This is a genomic window from Coriobacteriaceae bacterium (assembly GCA_025757745.1).
Classification (GTDB): domain Bacteria; phylum Actinomycetota; class Coriobacteriia; order Coriobacteriales; family Coriobacteriaceae; genus Collinsella.
Genome location: CP107217.1, coordinates 591,515 through 607,316, shown reverse-complemented (window position 1 = coordinate 607,316; position 15,802 = coordinate 591,515). Strand labels below are relative to the sequence as shown.

The 15,802-nt window shown below is 56.7% G+C and carries 17 protein-coding genes; 12 read left to right on the top strand and 5 right to left on the bottom strand.

Features of this window, described 5'->3' with window-relative positions:
- Positions 1 to 163: 163 nt before the first annotated feature.
- Both OGM60_02515 and OGM60_02510 read right to left on the bottom strand, forming a co-directional pair.
- Positions 164 to 748, bottom strand: a complete 585-nt coding sequence (locus OGM60_02515) for a hypothetical protein (protein ID UYI99681.1) — start codon at positions 746 to 748, stop codon at positions 164 to 166.
- A 9-nt stretch (positions 749 to 757) separates the two neighbouring features.
- A complete protein-coding gene (locus OGM60_02510) occupies positions 758 to 988 on the bottom strand; it encodes a helix-turn-helix transcriptional regulator (protein ID UYI99680.1) in 231 nt (76 codons plus the stop codon).
- A gap of 256 nt (positions 989 to 1,244) precedes the next feature.
- Here OGM60_02510 and OGM60_02505 point away from each other — a divergent pair, with 256 nt between their 5' ends.
- The 4 genes from OGM60_02505 to OGM60_02490 all read left to right on the top strand — a co-directional run bounded on the left by OGM60_02505 (position 1,245) and on the right by OGM60_02490 (position 8,405).
- Positions 1,245 to 2,627 (top strand): ATP-binding protein, encoded by a 1,383-nt coding sequence (locus OGM60_02505; protein UYI99679.1) that lies wholly within the window; start codon positions 1,245 to 1,247, stop codon positions 2,625 to 2,627.
- Between the two features lie 152 nt (positions 2,628 to 2,779).
- Positions 2,780 to 4,777 carry a toprim domain-containing protein gene (locus OGM60_02500; protein UYI99678.1) on the top strand — a complete coding sequence of 666 codons (1,998 nt, stop codon included), beginning with the start codon at positions 2,780 to 2,782 and terminating at the stop codon, positions 4,775 to 4,777.
- Between the two features lie 45 nt (positions 4,778 to 4,822).
- Complete coding sequence (locus OGM60_02495) at positions 4,823 to 7,063, top strand: topoisomerase IV (protein ID UYI99677.1); 2,241 nt, start codon at positions 4,823 to 4,825, stop codon at positions 7,061 to 7,063.
- Between the two features lie 247 nt (positions 7,064 to 7,310).
- Positions 7,311 to 8,405 (top strand): ATP-binding protein, encoded by a 1,095-nt coding sequence (locus OGM60_02490; GenBank protein ID UYI99676.1) that lies wholly within the window; start codon positions 7,311 to 7,313, stop codon positions 8,403 to 8,405.
- A gap of 108 nt (positions 8,406 to 8,513) precedes the next feature.
- On the opposite strand, the gene OGM60_02485 is transcribed toward OGM60_02490, so the two are convergent.
- Both OGM60_02485 and OGM60_02480 read right to left on the bottom strand, forming a co-directional pair.
- Entirely contained in the window at positions 8,514 to 9,044 is a 531-nt protein-coding gene (locus OGM60_02485) for a flavodoxin family protein (GenBank protein ID UYI99675.1), read from the bottom strand.
- Between the two features lie 204 nt (positions 9,045 to 9,248).
- Positions 9,249 to 9,803 (bottom strand): TetR/AcrR family transcriptional regulator, encoded by a 555-nt coding sequence (locus OGM60_02480; protein UYI99674.1) that lies wholly within the window; start codon positions 9,801 to 9,803, stop codon positions 9,249 to 9,251.
- Between the two features lie 92 nt (positions 9,804 to 9,895).
- On the opposite strand from OGM60_02480, the gene OGM60_02475 reads away from it, so the two are divergent.
- Genes OGM60_02475 through OGM60_02465 form a run of 3 tightly spaced genes read left to right on the top strand, consistent with a single transcriptional unit; the run spans position 9,896 to position 12,465 of the window.
- Positions 9,896 to 10,912, top strand: a complete 1,017-nt coding sequence (locus OGM60_02475; GenBank protein UYI99673.1) for a hypothetical protein — start codon at positions 9,896 to 9,898, stop codon at positions 10,910 to 10,912.
- A 3-nt stretch (positions 10,913 to 10,915) separates the two neighbouring features.
- A complete protein-coding gene (locus tag OGM60_02470; GenBank protein UYI99672.1) occupies positions 10,916 to 11,614 on the top strand; it encodes a hypothetical protein in 699 nt (232 codons plus the stop codon).
- On the top strand, positions 11,602 to 12,465 hold the full coding sequence (locus OGM60_02465; protein UYI99671.1) for a hypothetical protein: 864 nt from the start codon (positions 11,602 to 11,604) through the stop codon (positions 12,463 to 12,465). Before OGM60_02470 ends, OGM60_02465 begins: the two co-directional genes overlap by 13 nt.
- On the opposite strand, the gene OGM60_02460 is transcribed toward OGM60_02465, so the two are convergent.
- Entirely contained in the window at positions 12,449 to 12,631 is a 183-nt protein-coding gene (locus OGM60_02460; GenBank protein UYI99670.1) for a hypothetical protein, read from the bottom strand. The two genes, OGM60_02465 and OGM60_02460, sit on opposite strands and share 17 nt — an antisense overlap.
- A 376-nt stretch (positions 12,632 to 13,007) precedes the next feature.
- On the opposite strand from OGM60_02460, the gene OGM60_02455 reads away from it, so the two are divergent.
- The 5 genes from OGM60_02455 (at position 13,008) to OGM60_02435 (ending at position 15,793) form a co-directional block, all read left to right on the top strand.
- A complete protein-coding gene (locus OGM60_02455) occupies positions 13,008 to 13,625 on the top strand; it encodes a class I SAM-dependent methyltransferase (protein UYI99669.1) in 618 nt (205 codons plus the stop codon).
- A gap of 1 nt (position 13,626) precedes the next feature.
- Positions 13,627 to 13,938 (top strand): hypothetical protein, encoded by a 312-nt coding sequence (locus tag OGM60_02450; GenBank protein ID UYI99668.1) that lies wholly within the window; start codon positions 13,627 to 13,629, stop codon positions 13,936 to 13,938.
- A 7-nt stretch (positions 13,939 to 13,945) separates the two neighbouring features.
- On the top strand, positions 13,946 to 14,563 hold the full coding sequence (locus tag OGM60_02445; protein ID UYI99667.1) for a class I SAM-dependent methyltransferase: 618 nt from the start codon (positions 13,946 to 13,948) through the stop codon (positions 14,561 to 14,563).
- A gap of 112 nt (positions 14,564 to 14,675) precedes the next feature.
- Positions 14,676 to 15,464: a class I SAM-dependent methyltransferase gene (locus tag OGM60_02440; GenBank protein ID UYI99666.1), complete on the top strand. Its 789-nt coding sequence runs from the start codon at positions 14,676 to 14,678 to the stop codon at positions 15,462 to 15,464.
- On the top strand, positions 15,461 to 15,793 hold the full coding sequence (locus OGM60_02435) for a hypothetical protein (protein ID UYI99665.1): 333 nt from the start codon (positions 15,461 to 15,463) through the stop codon (positions 15,791 to 15,793). Before OGM60_02440 ends, OGM60_02435 begins: the two co-directional genes overlap by 4 nt.
- Positions 15,794 to 15,802: the final 9 nt, after the last annotated feature.

Below are 15,802 nucleotides of genomic sequence, written 5' to 3'. Positions count from 1 at the left end.
CGCCTACAGCGCCCGCCGCACGGCGGTCGAAAAAGACACCGCCAATGAGGACAATTCGGATAGGACTCGCTAGCTCCTAGTTACTTTTGTGAGAGACGTCGACTCGGCTCATTGAACATCAAAATGGGCTGGTTCTGGATACCCAGAGCCAGCCCATTGCACATTAAATGTCGTCTGAGGAGTCGAGTTCTGCCTCGAGCTTGGCACGGCGTCTTTTCGCCGTGAAAAACGTTGCGCACAGGACAGCAAACGTGGCCGCGAAAATCGTCGCACCGCAGAACACGCCCGTGGCCAGGTTCGCCAACCAAAAGACGCTTTCGAGCGATACGATCTGCGCCTCAGCGACACAGCGCATTGCGGCAATAACAAGCGCGAACGCGGCGCCGCTAAGACCGCTGACAAGCAGGAAATATCCAACAGGAAGATGCTCGGTTTGCCCAAAACGATTGGTATCGACATAGCCCTTCCGCGTTTGCAGTCCTGCGCAAATCAACATCACGAGAACGAGCCACAAATACATGGCTGCCTCGAACGGCGTTGCAAAGCCATGCGGCATTTCACTAGCGTCGCTGTGAACCCACGCAACCTGTCGAGCTATAAACTGGTAGAAAAAGATCATCAACATGCCAAACGAAAGCAGCACGAAGCCAATCTTGTAGATCTTCGCGTTCTCAGCCTCCAGGCGTTCATCCTTTGGGCCGGCATATTCACGCCACTTTTGCACGATTTTCAGATCTTCATATTTCATAGTGAACTCCTAAAGAGCATTAGGGTCGGCGTCGGTTTCGTCTTCCCAAAACAAGTCGTTCAACGTAACGCGCAGCGCCTTACAGATTGCCACGCACAAATTGAGCGTGGGGTTGTAGCCGCCCGCCTCGATAAGGCCGATGGTTTGGCGCGTAACGCCCACGGCTTGGGCTAAGTCAGCTTGCGAAAGGCCAGCCGCCGCGCGTGCCGCCTTCATGCGTAGGTTCTTTTTGCCCGGCATGGAGTTCCTTTCGTAGTAATGGACAGATATCCGTTGCAACATGACAGAAATATATTGTATCCTTCACAAGATGTCAACTATATCTGTCATTATGGAAACCATGTCCGCCATCGCCATGTGGACATAACAATTTCGATTCGCTATTCAAACTTACTCGGACAAAACCGACTCGGTTTTGTCCGAGTAAACTCGAGCATAAACTTATTCATGCGATACAATTAACTCGGACAAAACCGAGTCGGAAGGAACCGAGTAAGTGGAATTCATTGGCAGGGAGCTTGAACTCGCCCGTATTAAGAAAACACTCAATGCGCCCGAGCAGCGCAATGTTCTCATTTACGGAAGGCGTCGCGTCGGCAAAAGTGAGCTCATCAAGCAGGCGCTAACCGATTTATCGGACGTCGCAACGATCTATTACGAGTGCCGCCAAACCTCCGAGGCAGACAACCTCGAGAGTCTGTCCGCCCTTGCTGCTGAAGCGCTAAGCTTTCCTCCGCTCGCCTTCACGGGCATCCGCGAGCTCATCGAATTTCTGTTTGCCCAAGCCAAAGACAAGAACATTACCCTCGTTCTCGACGAATACCCCTACTTGAGAGATGCGGTTAAAGGCTTAGACAGCATTCTCCAGACCTCAATCGACGCTCACAGGGAAGACTCACGTTTAAACATTGTCCTGTGCGGCTCCTATGTTGAGATTATGAAATCTCTCATCGAGCATGAAAGCCCCCTCTACGGGCGAATTGATCTCGCGCTTGAGCTTAAGCCCATGGATTACTTTGACGCTGCAAAGTTCTATCCCGCGTTCTCACCCGAGGACAAGGTGCGGCTCTATAGCGTTTTTGGCGGCATCCCCTTTTACAATCGCCTCATCGATCAGTCCCAAAGCGTACGCGACAATATCATCGAGCTCGTCACAGAACCTGGCGCCCGCTTAGAAAGCGAAGTACCGTCCTATCTCAACGCCGAGATCTCGAAGATGACCAACGCCAACGAAGTTTTCGGGGCTCTCGCACAAGGTTACTCCCGTTGGGGGGACGTGCTGGCACAGTCGCACGTCTCGAGCGGTCCGGCCATGGCAGACGTACTCGACAAGCTCATGTCACTCGAAATCGTCCAAAAGCGTGCACCCATCAACGACCCTACGAATAAGCGCAAGTCTGGCTACTTTGTGGTGGACCCACTTTCGCTCTTTTACTATCGCTACGTCTTCCGCAATGCTTCTGCGCGTCAGCTGCTCGACCCGGAAGTCTTCTATGATCGTCACGTCTCCCAAGACTTCGAGGAAAACTACACTCCACATATGTTCGAGGAGATCTGCCGTCAATACCTCGTACGGCAAAACAGGACTGGCAAGATCGAACCGGCTTTCGATGCCATAGGCAAGTACTGGTACGACGATCCCGCAAACAAAACGAGCGGCGAATTCGATGTGGTAACGCAAGACCCCGAGGGCTACGCATTCTACGAAGCAAAGTTCCGCAAATCCCCCGTCACGCAAAAAATGGTCGACGAGGAAATCGCCCAAGTCGAGGCAACGGGGCTCAAGTGCCATCGCTACGGATTCTTCTCCCGTTCGGGCTTCGAAGCTGACGAAAGCGATCGAACCGTCTTCATCGACCTGCCGCAGATGTTTGAATAGGACAGACCCCACCCGCATCCCAAGCATCCATTATCTAATCGAACTATTGTTCGATGGAATTCGTGTTGGTTGGAATCGCCCAAGGCCTGGGCTATGCTACCTTGACTATCTATATGACTAAAACGCAGCAAAGGAGCACCGAGAGAGCGAGTATGGCAAAAAACACCGCAAACTATGGTAACGACAGTATCCGCCAGCTCAAGGACGAGGAGCGCGTACGCCTGCGCCCCGCCGTCATCTTTGGCTCGGACGGACTCGACGGCTGCGCGCACGCCGCCTTTGAGATCCTGTCCAACGCCGTTGACGAGGCGCGCCAGGGCTACGGCAAGCTCATCATCCTTACCGCCTTTCGCGATGGCTCCATTCAGGTAGAGGACAACGGCCGCGGCTGCCCACTCGACTGGAACCCTTCCGAGAAGCGCTTTAACTGGGAGCTCGTCTTTTGCGAGCTCTACGCCGGCGGCAAGTACAACAACAACCAGGGCGGCGACTACGACTTCTCGCTCGGCACCAACGGCCTGGGCTCGTGCGCGACCCAGTACGCTTCCGAGTACATGGACGTCACCGTTTGGCGCGACGGTAACAAGTACTCTCTGCACTTTAAGAAAGGCAAGGTCGTCGGCGCCAAAAAGAAGGCGCTCGAGATCGAGCCCAGCGACGAGGACCGCACCGGCACCACCATCAAGTGGCGCCCCGATCTTGAGGTCTTTACCTCGATCAGCATTCCCCACGACTGGTATCGCGAGACCATGCGCCGCCAGGCCGTGGTTAACGCCAACGTGACCTTCCGCCTGCGCATCGAGGGCGATGATGGCGAGTTTACCGAAGAGGACTTTTGCTACCCCAAGGGCATCGAGGACTATGTGCTCGAGAAGGTCGGTGCCGACTACCTCACCGAGCCCTTCTTTATCGAGGCCGACCGTCGCGGTCGCGACCGCGAAGACCTGCCCGACTACAACGTAAAGATCACCGCGTGCATGTGCTTCTCGCGCACTTTCATGATGCAGGAGTACTACCACAACTCATCGTGGCTCGAGAACGGCGGCTCACCCGAGAAGGCGGCCCGTAACGCTCTGACCAGCGCCATCGATGCCTACATTAAGCAACAGGGCAAATACAACAAAAACGAGAGCGGCATTAAGTGGCAAGACGTCCAGGACTGCCTGGTGCTGGTGACCAACTGCTTCTCCACCCAGACGTCCTACGAGAACCAGACCAAGAAAGCCATCAACAACCGCTTTATCCAGCAGGCCATGACGGCATTCTTTAAGGAGCGCCTCTCGACCTACTTGATCGAGAACAAAGACGCTGCCAACAAGATCGTGGAGCAGGTGCTCATCAACAAGCGCTCGCGCGAGAACGCCGAGAAGACGCGCCTGAGCATTAAGACCAACCTGCAGCAAAAGACCGACATGGCCAACCGCGTGCAGAAGTTCATCGACTGCCGTTCCAAGGACAAAAACCGTCGCGAGATCTACATCGTAGAGGGCGACTCGGCAGCTGGCGCCATCCGAACGTCGCGCGACGCCGAGTTCCAGGGCGTTATGCCCGTCCGCGGCAAGATCCTCAACTGCCTAAAGGAAGACTACCCGCGCATCTTTAAGTCCGACATCATCATGGACCTCATGCGCGTGCTGGGCTGCGGTGTGGAGATCAAGGACAAGCGCATCAAGAACCTTGGTGCCTTTGACCTGGACAACCTCAACTGGAACAAGGTCATTATCTGTACGGACGCCGACGTCGACGGTTATCACATCCGCACGCTCGTGCTCACCATGCTCTACCGCTTGGTGCCCACGCTTATCGACGAGGGTTACGTGTATATCGCCGAGTCGCCGCTCTACGAGATCAACTGCAAAGAGAAGACCTACTTTGCCTACACTGAGCTCGAGAAAAACGGCATCCTCAAGGAGATCGGCGACCAAAAGTGCTCGATCAACCGCTCCAAGGGTCTTGGTGAGAACGACCCTGACATGATGTGGCTCACCACCATGAACCCCGAGACGCGACGCCTGATCAAGGTGGAGCCCGAGGACGTCACCAAGATGGAAACCATGTTCAACCTTTTGCTAGGCAACGACGAGGCGGGCCGCAAGCGCCATATCTCCGAGCACGGCAAGGAATATCTGGACCAGCTGGACCTGCAGTAGCAGCAAATCGATAACGACGGCCCATAAGAAGTTCAAGAGGAAATCGTGGCAAAGAAGAAGACGAAGAACCAGCCAAAGAAAAAGCAGGTCAACGCCGAGAACGTCATCGGCCTGCACTCCGAGGTCACCGACCAGCCGATCACGCAAACGCTCGAGGTCAACTATATGCCCTACGCCATGAGCGTCAACGTGTCGCGTGCGTTCCCCGAGATCGACGGCTTTAAGCCCTCGCACCGCAAGCTGCTCTACACCATGTACAAGATGGGCCTGCTCAAGGGCGAGCGCCAGAAGAGCGCCAACATCGTGGGCCAGACCATGAAGCTCAACCCGCACGGCGATGCCGCGATCTACGAGACGATGGTGCGCCTAGCGACGGGCAACGAGGCGCTGCTTGCCCCCTTCGTGGAGTCGAAGGGCAACTTTGGCAAATACTATTCGGGCGACCTGAGCTACGCCGCCTCGCGTTACACCGAGGCAAAGCTCTCCCCCATCAGCGCCGAAATCTTCAAGGACATCGACAAGGACCCGGTCGACTTCGTTGACAGCTACGACGGCGCCATGAAGGAGCCGCGTCTGCTGCCCACCACGTTCCCCAACATCCTCGTCTCGGCCAACAAGGGCATCGGCGTCGCCATGGCGTCCGATATCTGCGGTTTCAACCTCAACGAGGTCTGCACCGCCACGATGCACTACCTGCAGGATCCCAACTGCGACCTGCTCGAGTACATGCCCATGCCCGATTTCTCCACCGGCGGCGAGATTATCTACCGCCGCGAGGAGATGGAGAAGATCGTTGAGACCGGCCTTGGCAGCTTCCAAATCCGCTCCCGCTGGCGCTGGATTCCCGAAGAGCGCATCATCGAGGTCTACGAGATCCCCTACACCACCAAGACCGATGTCATCATCGAGCGCATCGTCAAGCTCTCCAAGGAGGGCAAGGTCAAGGAGATCGCAGACATTCGCGATGAGACCGACCTTTCGGGTCTGCGCATCGCTATCGACCTTAAGCGCGGCGTCGACCCCGACAAACTCATGGCGAAGCTCTATCGCTCGACCACGCTGCAGGATTCGTTCTCGTGCAACTTCAACGTACTGGTCGATGGTTACCCTCGCGTTATGGGCGTGCGCCAGATCCTGCACGAGTGGGTCAAGTGGCGTATTGAGTCCACGCGTCGCCGCATCAACTTTGACCTGGGCAAAAAGTCCGAGCGCCTGCACCTGCTGCACGGCCTTGAAGCGATCCTGCTCGACATCGACAAGGCCATCGCCATCATCCGCGGCACCAAGCTCGAGGCCGAGGTCGTGCCCAACCTCATGCGCGGCTTCGACATCGACGAGACTCAGGCCGAGTTTGTCGCCGAGCTCAAGCTCCGCAACATCAACGAGGAGTACATCCTCAACCGCACCAAGGACATCGCCAAGCTCGAGGGCGAGATTGCCGAGCTCGAGGAAATCCTCTCCAGCGAGGAGAACATCAAGAAGGTCATCAGCGACGAGCTGGCCGCGGTCAATAAGAAGTACGTGATGCCGCGCCGCACGGGCAGGATCGAGCCCCATGAGGTTATCGAGGTAAGCTTGGAGCCCGAGGTCGAGGAGTACCCGGTCACCATCATGCTCTCGCGCGATGGCTATCTTAAGAAGATGACGGACCGCGTGCTCAAGAAGGCGACCACGCTCAAGTACAAGGACGGCGACAAACCCTTTATCGAGTTCCCGTCCTCCAACACCCACGAGCTGCTGGTCTTTACCAATAAGAGCCAGGTATACAAGTGCAAGGTTTCGGCGTTTGAGGACACCAAGTCGGCCCAACTGGGCTCGTACCTGCCGACCGATCTTGAGATGGAACCCGACGAGAGTGTCATCTGGGTCATCGACCCCGAGGATTACAAGGCCGATGTGCTGTTCGTCTTTGAGAACGGCCGCGTGGTGCGCGTCGCGCTTTCTGGATACGTCACCAAGACCAACCGCAAGCGCCTCAAGAACGCCATCTACGGCGGCAGCAAGCTGCTGTATGCGCAGGTGCTCAAGGAAGACCGCGACCTCGCGCTGGTCTCGAGCGACTACCGCCTGATGAACTTCAACACGTCGCTGCTCAAGACCAAGACGACCACCAACACGCAGGGCGTCCAGGCTTTCACGGCCAAGAAAGGCCGCTCGGTCACCACCGTCGGCACGACCGAGGAGATTCTTGGCGCCGGCGTCTCGGCCGAAAAGTTCACCGCGCAGAGCCTGCCCTCCGCCGGCGCCCTCATGAAGGAAAATGACATGCCGAGTTTGTTTGACTAGGTACCACGGCAACGAGATCGTTAGATACTTCGTAAAGCGACGAGGCCCGGAACGCAACGGCATTGCGCCCGGGACTCGTCGTTTTTCTTCTCAACTATTTTTTAACGCAGATAAATTGATTTCTGCTTATTTTTCTGCGTAAAAAATGTCAGCGTCACTACTTCGATGCCCTTTGGTCAGTCGTTAGCAAAACTTGCAAAAGTTAGCAAAACTTGCAAAAATTAGCAAAACCTGCAAAGGAGCTACCATGGAGCACAGCAAGAACCCCTTTACCCCAACATTTGGAAGCGTCCCTCCCTTTCTAGCGGGTCGCGAGCATATCCTGCGCGACATCAACCGTGGCTTTATCAACGGCCCAGGAGATCCCAACCTGTCGACCATTTTTACTGGCGCAAGGGGAACGGGCAAGACGGCACTTCTCTCGCTCCTTTCAGAAACGGCGCTTGAACACGACTGGATCGCAGCAAATGTCTCCGCCATGCCAGGCATGCTCGAAGATATTATCGAGCGAACCAAAGAAGCCGCAGATAGCTACCTCTCACAGCCTCACGCGCGCATAAACGGTGTTCAAATTGGCCCAGTGGGCATCGATTGGACATACGCTCAAGAGGCTCAGGGCAACTGGCGCACGCGCATGAATGGCATCTTTAAGCAACTCGAAAAACATGACATCGGACTTCTCATCACCATCGATGAAGTCACCGTCGATCTCGAAGAAATGCTTCAATTTGCCTCTGTTTACCAGCACTTTGTACGCGAAGGTAAAAAAGTTGCCCTACTCATGGCAGGACTGCCCTACAAAGTATCGGCGTTGCTACGTAACGATTCCGTCTCGTTCCTCAGACGCTCCCAGTATCATCAGCTGGGACGAATCACTGATGTTGAGATTGCAAATGCATTTCGTAAAACCATTGAAGCAGGAGGACGCTCAATCACGCCAGAAGCGCTCGAGGATGCCGTGAAGGCCGTCGACGGATTTCCCTACATGATGCAGCTCGTCGGATATCGCACTTGGGATGTTTCGGAAAACTCGCCCCAAATCAGTACATCCGATGTCCAGCAGGGTTCTCTGCTTGCCCGTATGGAGCTGCGCGATCGTATTCTCGAAACGACCTATCAGGAGCTTTCCGATAAAGACATTGAGTTTTTGCTCGCGATGCTGCCCGATTCTGGCCCCAGCAGGGTCTCGGAGATAGCCAAACGCATGGGCGTCGCCAGCAACTACGCAAGCCAATACAAACGCCGCCTCCTCGAGGACGGCGTTATCGGGGAACGTGGACGTGGCCTCGTCGGCTTCGACATCCCCGCGTTCAGGGAATTCTTGAACGAGAAGGCGTTTTAGCACACCGGAATTGTCCGCGGGAGCATCGTTGCATGGCAATCAGCAATCCTCTTGGTAAGGGCAGCAAGCATTTCCGCTTGTGCTGATTGCCATGCGCTCCTCTTGTCCTTAGGCGAGCTTGCGGGCGAGCTCGCGCACCTCTTCCAACTTGGGCGAGGAGGCCATGCTGTCGCGCTCGGTCATGCCGCTAATGGTGACAATGCCCTGGTCCTCCCACTCGCAGTACGCGCAGGTTGACTTGTACATAGCGATCGCCGCATCATAGACGCCCTCGCTGTGGCTATCGAGTAAAAGGGCCGTCTTGGTGAACGGGAAGCCCGTAGCACCGAAGGCGTACAGGCGGTCGATGACAGCCTTCTCCTGTGCGGTGATATCAAACCAGTAGATAGGCGAAGCGAAGACGACCATGTCGGCGTCTTTCAGCGACTCAATCACGTTGGCCATGTCATCCTTCTGCACGCAGACGCCCTCATGGGCGAAGCAGTACTGGCATCCCAAGCAGCCGGCGATCTTCTTGCTGGCAACGCGGACGACCTCGACCGTATTGCCGCCCTCACGCGCGGTCTCGGCAAACGCCTCGACCATGGTATCGGTATTGGCGCCCTTACGCGGGCTGCCGCTCAATACAACGATATTCATAGGATTCCCTCTCCTTCATACTGCAGGCGCGCAGCATTTTTTCTTGTAACCAAAACAAATGGGGTTAATCAATCGCCAGCAGGCCATATCTCTTGCTCAAGTTCCCTAAAGAAGCTCAAGGCGATTGCGATTGCCTTATACAACATCGAAAACCAAAGAGGGGCCATAGCAACGTCGCCTGCCTGAAATGGCACGCTGTCAAGATCAACTACGGGGATCGTGGCGAGCCGATACCGCCCGCATGCCTCCTTCGGAATAGGCACTGAGCAGCTCCTGGGCGTGAGCGAACTCGGGTCCCCGCCTCCAACCAAGTAGGCGGTTGACCGCGAGATTTCCCTGGACGTTGTGGACGAAGAGCAGATAGGCGTCCTCGCGCGAAAGCCCAGTCTCCTCCATGATCGAGGGAACCATCTGCTCGGCGCCGCGCTCGACGACGCGCTGTGCCACCCGGGCGTACGCATCGTCATCCGAGTAGAGCAGATAATAGTCATCGTTTGCCGGCGGACGCTGGCAGAGGGCACCCGCCTCCGTTCCCTCGAGCGGCGGCACCGCCGCCAAGGCCTCGTCGATAAGCGCGTCGAGCAGGGCGAACTTGTCCTCGTAGTGCAGATAGAACGTGCCACGGTTGATATCGGCGCGGCGGCAGATATCCGCTACCGTCATCTTCGCGAAGCCGACCTCGGCCAGCAGCGCGAAGAACGCCTCCCGTATGACCGAGAGTGTATAGCGTCGGCGACGATCGATCTTCCCCGCTTCCATTACCCCTCCAATTGCAACGCTCGACAATGCCCGGCAAACGCTCGTTTATCGACAGCAGGCCGAAGCTGTTCATTGCTCTTAAGCAAATCGACATGGATACTTTTTATAGACACGTGTTTATAATAGCTGAAAGAAGGTATCCAGTGACCCTGTACGAGCAGCTCGTTATCGAGCTCACCAACCAATCGTTTTCCCTCCAGGCCGCCTACCGCAGCGGCGGCACGCCCTATGAGCTGAGTGACCGCGAGCCCGAGCCCTACGACCAGCAAATCGAGGACTTCGCCCGCATGATCGAGGAAGCCGATTGCGTGCTGGTGGGCGGGGCCTCTGGGCTCTCCGCAGCGGGCGGCGGCGACTTCTATTACGAGGACAACGCAACCTATCGCAGGCATTTCGGCAAATTCGCCGAGCACTACGGTTTCAAGGGCGCTTTCGAGGGGTCGTTCTACCGCTGGCCCACCGCCGAGGCGCGCTGGGGATACCTCGCCACCTTCCTCGACACCACGCTCAACGCCCCGCTGCGCAAGCCCTACAAGGACCTCGACGCCATTCTCGCCGAGAAGGATTTCTTCGTGCTCACCACCAACCAGGACACGCAGTTTGTGAAGCTCTATCCCTGGGAGAAAGTGGCAGAGATCCAAGGCGACCACCGCTTCTTTCAGTGCTCCCACTGTTGCACCGACGAGGTGTGGAACGCGGTCGAGCCGGTCTCCCACATGGTAGAGGCCATGGGAGACGGTCTGGAGGTTCCGACAGAGCTCGTGCCGCGCTGCCCGCACTGCGGGACAGAGGCGTTCCCCTGGGTTCGCGGCTACGGCAACTTCCTGCAGGGCGAACTCTACGAGGAGCAGTACCGCAAGGTGTCCGACTGGCTCGACGCGCACGCACGGCAGAGGATCCTCTTCCTCGAGCTGGGTGTGGGCCGCATGACGCCCGCGTTTATCCAGGAGCCGTTCTGGGCCCTCACGGCGCAGTTACCGCAGGCCAGCTACATCGCCGTAAACAACAAGACGCAGTTTCTCCCCCGCGCGATCGAGGATCGGGGGCTCGCCGTTCGCGCCGACATCGCCGACGTGCTCGCCGACGTACGCAAGACGCTGGGGAGGTAGCGCATGGAGACGGCGAAAGCAGTTCGCATAGGCAGGGCGTTAGCCGAAGCGGATCTTGTCATCATCGGCGCTAGCAACGGACTCGACATGGCGGAGGGGCTCAACCTTTTCTGCGCCGATGCTCATTTCCAAGAGGCGTACGGGGACCTCGCCCAGGCAGACGGCATCGGCTGCATACTGCAGGGGCTTGCCTCCCCGGATGCCAGCGTGCGACGCCGATGGGCCGAGTGGTTTCATCAAAAGGAATATCTCGAATATGAGCCCAGCCCGCTCATGAACGGGCTGCGGCGTCTTACGGAGCACGCCGACACCTTCGTGATCACGTGCAACATCGACGGGCACTTCGCGCGCGCTGGATTCAACGAGAACCGCGTGCTCGAGACGGAGGGGAGCACGCGCACGTCGGTCGACGAGCGGCGCCTCGCCCATCCAGACGACCTCGCCATGGCCCAGCTCGAGGAACTCGAGCGCCTTGTGCAAGCCCATCGCAACGGCAGGGTCGCCATCCTCGAACTTGGCGTGGGACTGCGCAACGGCGTCATAAAGCGCATGCTCGCCCAGATTGCGAACGCCTGCGAGCACGTCACCTACATCGTGTTCAATTACAGCCAGGCCATGGCGCCCGACGCCTCGTGCGAGACGATTCTCGTTGACGGCGATATGACCCCGGCTTTCGAGGAGATTGCCCAATGCCGTCTCTAGAGAGGGAAGCGTATAGGCTTCGAAGCCTTATCGACGATGCCGACGTCATCATCGTTGGCATCGGCTCGGGCATGTCGAGCGCCGCCGGATTCAACCATTACAACCGCGCGGGCATGGCGCGCGCCGGAATGACGGACTGGCAGCAAGCCTTTGGCTTCAAGAGTCTTTTTGACGGCTTTTACCACCTCTACCCCAGCCTCGAGCAGCAATGGGCCTACTACGCGCGATATATCGATTTCATGCTGCGCGAGCCGACCTCGCAGCCCTATCTCGACCTACGGTCCCTCATCGGCCATAAGGACTACTTCATCCTGAGCACCAATGTGGACACCCAGGTCGAGAAGACGTTTCCCGACGAGAGAACCTGCAACTATCAGGGAAGCTTCGCGCACCTTCAATGCAAGCAGCCATGTTGCGACGAGCTCTTCGACGCGAGCCCCTACGTCGAACGCATGCTCGCGGGCATGGCGGGGTTCGAGGTCCTCAGCGAGGATATCCCCCGATGCCCGCATTGCGGCTGGCAGCTTGTGCCGTGGGTGCGCGATGACACGTTTCTGCAGGGTGCGGCCTGGCGCGAGAGCCTCGGACGATACGAGCGCTTCGTGCGCGAGCGCAGCGATCGCCGCGTGCTGTTGCTGGAGCTCGGCGTGGGCGAGATGACCCCCGGCATCATCACGCTCCCGTTCTGGAGCATGGCCGCGAAGCTGCCGGATGCGCACCTTTTGAGCGTAAACATCTCGGGCGACTCGGCTCCGTTGCAGCTTGGAAGCAAGGCGGAGGCGATCCAGGCCGATTTGGGCGCCCTGCTCTCGGCGGCGCGGACGGCGAAGGTATTTAAGCCTCCTTGTTAGTCGCTTTGAGATATTCCTCGTCGTCCACAGGCCCCAGCCACTCGTTGGAGGCCTCTTCGCCCGGAACCTCCAGCGCGAGATGGGAGAACCAGCTGTCGGGAGCGGCTCCGTGCCAATGTTTCACACCCGGGGCGATGTTGACCACGTCGCCGGGGCACAGCTTCATTGGAGCCAGCAGATCGATTCAACGAACACACCCTCCGGATATAGGGCCTATGTCTCGTACGGGCAATGAGCGCCTTCGGGAACGCATCCCTGATTGACAGAAGCGACGCGAGCTCCCTCTCGAGCGTCGAATCGGCGCTGACGTCGTCGCTCACCTGTATGTAGACGGGCTCCGACCCCCCTCGCGACGAAGTCGACCCCTTCTGGTACAGCTTTCCGACATAGGGTTTGAGAAAGCATAGGGAGAAGAACGTAATCGGTAATCTGACTCTGCAAATTATTACCGGGGAGCGTCATTAATTATCCCAAAAATGTTGGCAGACAACTCGAGTCAGATGAGTTAGAAAGAGTTAACATGTCGTTGTGAGGATGAAATCATGAGAAACAGTCAAGATTTTTGGGATAAAAACGCCGGGCGGTACGACTGCTTCATGCGCAAGGACGCAGCGGCTTACGAGCGGCTGTACGAGCTGCTGCGCCCTGTGGTACAGCACAAATCGGTGCTGGAGTTGGCCACCGGCACAGGCTCGATCGCTAAAAATATCGTGAGCAGCGCCAATCATATCGAGGCTACGGACGCATCGCCGGAGATGATCGCGGAAGCGCGGCGATGCAACCGATCCGCCAAGCTGCATTTCTCCGTGCAGGATATGTTTCACCTCCCCTATGCGGATGGTAGCTTTGACGTGATCATTGTGGCCAATGCCCTGCACATCGTGCCGGAGCCAAAGAAAGCTCTCTCTGAAATTCGTCGCGTGCTGAGGGACGGCGGCGTTCTGGTTGCGCCGACCTTCACCCATGCGGATAACGCTATCTTCGGAAAGGTCAAAGCATTTTTCATGAAATTGGCGGGCTTTCCGCTGCACAGCAAGTGGACGAGCGAAGAATATCTGGCATTTCTGCGGGAAAACGGCTGGACGGTACAGAAAAGCACCGTGCTGAAAGCCTCGTTCCCGTTGGCTTACGCAGAGTGCGTGAAATCAAAGGAACTATGACATGAAAGAAAAGATCAGGCTCTCCGGCGTGCCGGAGACCATGCTGCAAACCGTTTATGCAAGAGCAAAAGAGAGTCGGGGACGCGGCGCCATTCACGATGCGAAAGCGGCGGGAATCATTGAGAAGCTGGACTACGATTTTTCCCTTGCCGACAAGGATGCCGCCATGTACAGCGGAGTTATTGCCCGCACCATTGTGCTGGATCGCCTGACGGAGGGCATGGCGGCGTTTTCACCGATCTATAAGCTGCTAGGCAAGCTGCCTGCCGTGCGGAACATTTCCAATAAAATCATCACTCTGGAAAAGGAGTGACGCAAAAATGTCATTCTTCGAAAATACCCGCAAGCCTGTAGGCCTTGGTGGCAGAATCATGGTTTCCATGATGAATCTTGGGCATGCACCTGTGGCAACATGGGGACTTAAATTCCTGCATCTCTCACCGGATACCAAAGTGCTGGACTGCGGCTGCGGCGGCGGGGCAAACATCAAGAGATTGCTGAAGAACTGCCCACAAGGGATTGTCGAGGGCATTGATTATTCCGAAATCAGCGTGGAGAAGGCCCGAAAGCTGAATCAGCGCGCCATTCGGGACGGACGCTGCACCGTATGTCAGGGCAGTGTGGCACAAATGGGTTTTACGGATGCGTCCTTTGATGTGGTCACAGCCTTCGAAACGGTCTATTTCTGGCAGGATCTGCCGAAGTGCTTTCAGGAAGTCTACCGGGTGCTGAAGCCCGGCGGGACGTTCCTGATCTGCAATGAAAGCAACGGGGATACAAACAAAGACAAAAAGTGGACGGATATCATTGGCGGCATGACCATCTATAAAGATACCGAGCTGAAGGCATATTTGGAGCAGGCCGGATTTAATGACATCCAGATTCATAAGACGAAAAGCTGGCTGTGTGTGACGGGGAGAAAACACCATCAACACTGAGAAGGCGCTGCTTGCGGACGAGCACCTTAGGGTGTGGGGTGATACAGGAGGATGACTGTGCGCTATAAAATTGAAAAGAACACGGTGCAGGAGACGCTGATCATTCTGCTGTATGCGCGAAAAAAAATGCTCAGAGCTGTACCCAAGTTTGTACCAGGATGAGGCGGCACGGCAACTTGTTAGCGCGTTGGATTATGATTTTTCCGCCTTGGAGCAAAAGTCCTCCAGCCTGCTGCAACGCTTCGGCGCGCTTGAGGTCGCCATGCGGCAGAACGACCTTGCCTATGAGGTGCGACACTATCTGAAAACGCACCCCACGGCAGCGGTGGTCAATCTGGGCTGCGGGTTGGACTGCACTGGCCGCGCCTGTGACAACGGCAAATGCAGGATCTACAATCTGGACTTTCCGGATGTTATCGCAATCCGGAATGAGCTTCTTCCCGCCAGAGAGCGGGAAGCGAACATTCCCTGTGACCTGAACTATCCGTCGTGGTTTGAAAGAATCGACGCCTCCGGCGGTGCGTTGTTCTTTGCGTCCGGCGTGTTCTACTATTTTCTGAAAGACCAGGTGATGACACTGGCACAGGCCATGGCAGACGCCTTTCCGGGCAGCGTGCTTGTCTTTGACGCTGCCAACGAAAAGGCGGTGAAACTGATGCTGAAGACGTGGCTGAAAGATGCGGAAATCAAGGATGCGGGCGCATACTTCGCCGTTTCAGACGCGGAGCGTGAGCTTGCGCCGTGGGGCGAGAATATGCGTATTTCCAGCCGGGGGTATATGTTGGGCTACCACGACCTGAAAGACCCGTCGGTCAGCGGTCTGTTCCGCTTTCTTGCCAAAATTGGCGACCGGATAATGGACATGCAGATCGTAAAGATCGGATTTGAAGGGAAGCAATGAAGCACCTGCACTTTGATGTGGAGACCTCCGGCTTCTACGGCACGTATTGGCCGTGCGCCGATGATTCGAGCTGCGCGGTGATCGCCATGATCGGGGATGATCCGGAGGATCGGCTTGCCCGCTTGGCCGCAAAATGGCTTTGCGCTCGCGGCACCCATTTCGTTTTCCCTGAGGGAATGCTGAAAATTATGCTGCCGGTTGGCTCCGGTCTGTTTGTAAAGCTGGCGTTTCAGGCGGCAAAAAAATATTCCAAGGAGTGCAGCCAAACCCGGAAAGACATTGAGAAGCGGATGAACCGGACTCTGGCAGAATGGAAAGGAGCGAAGTGAGATGCGTTG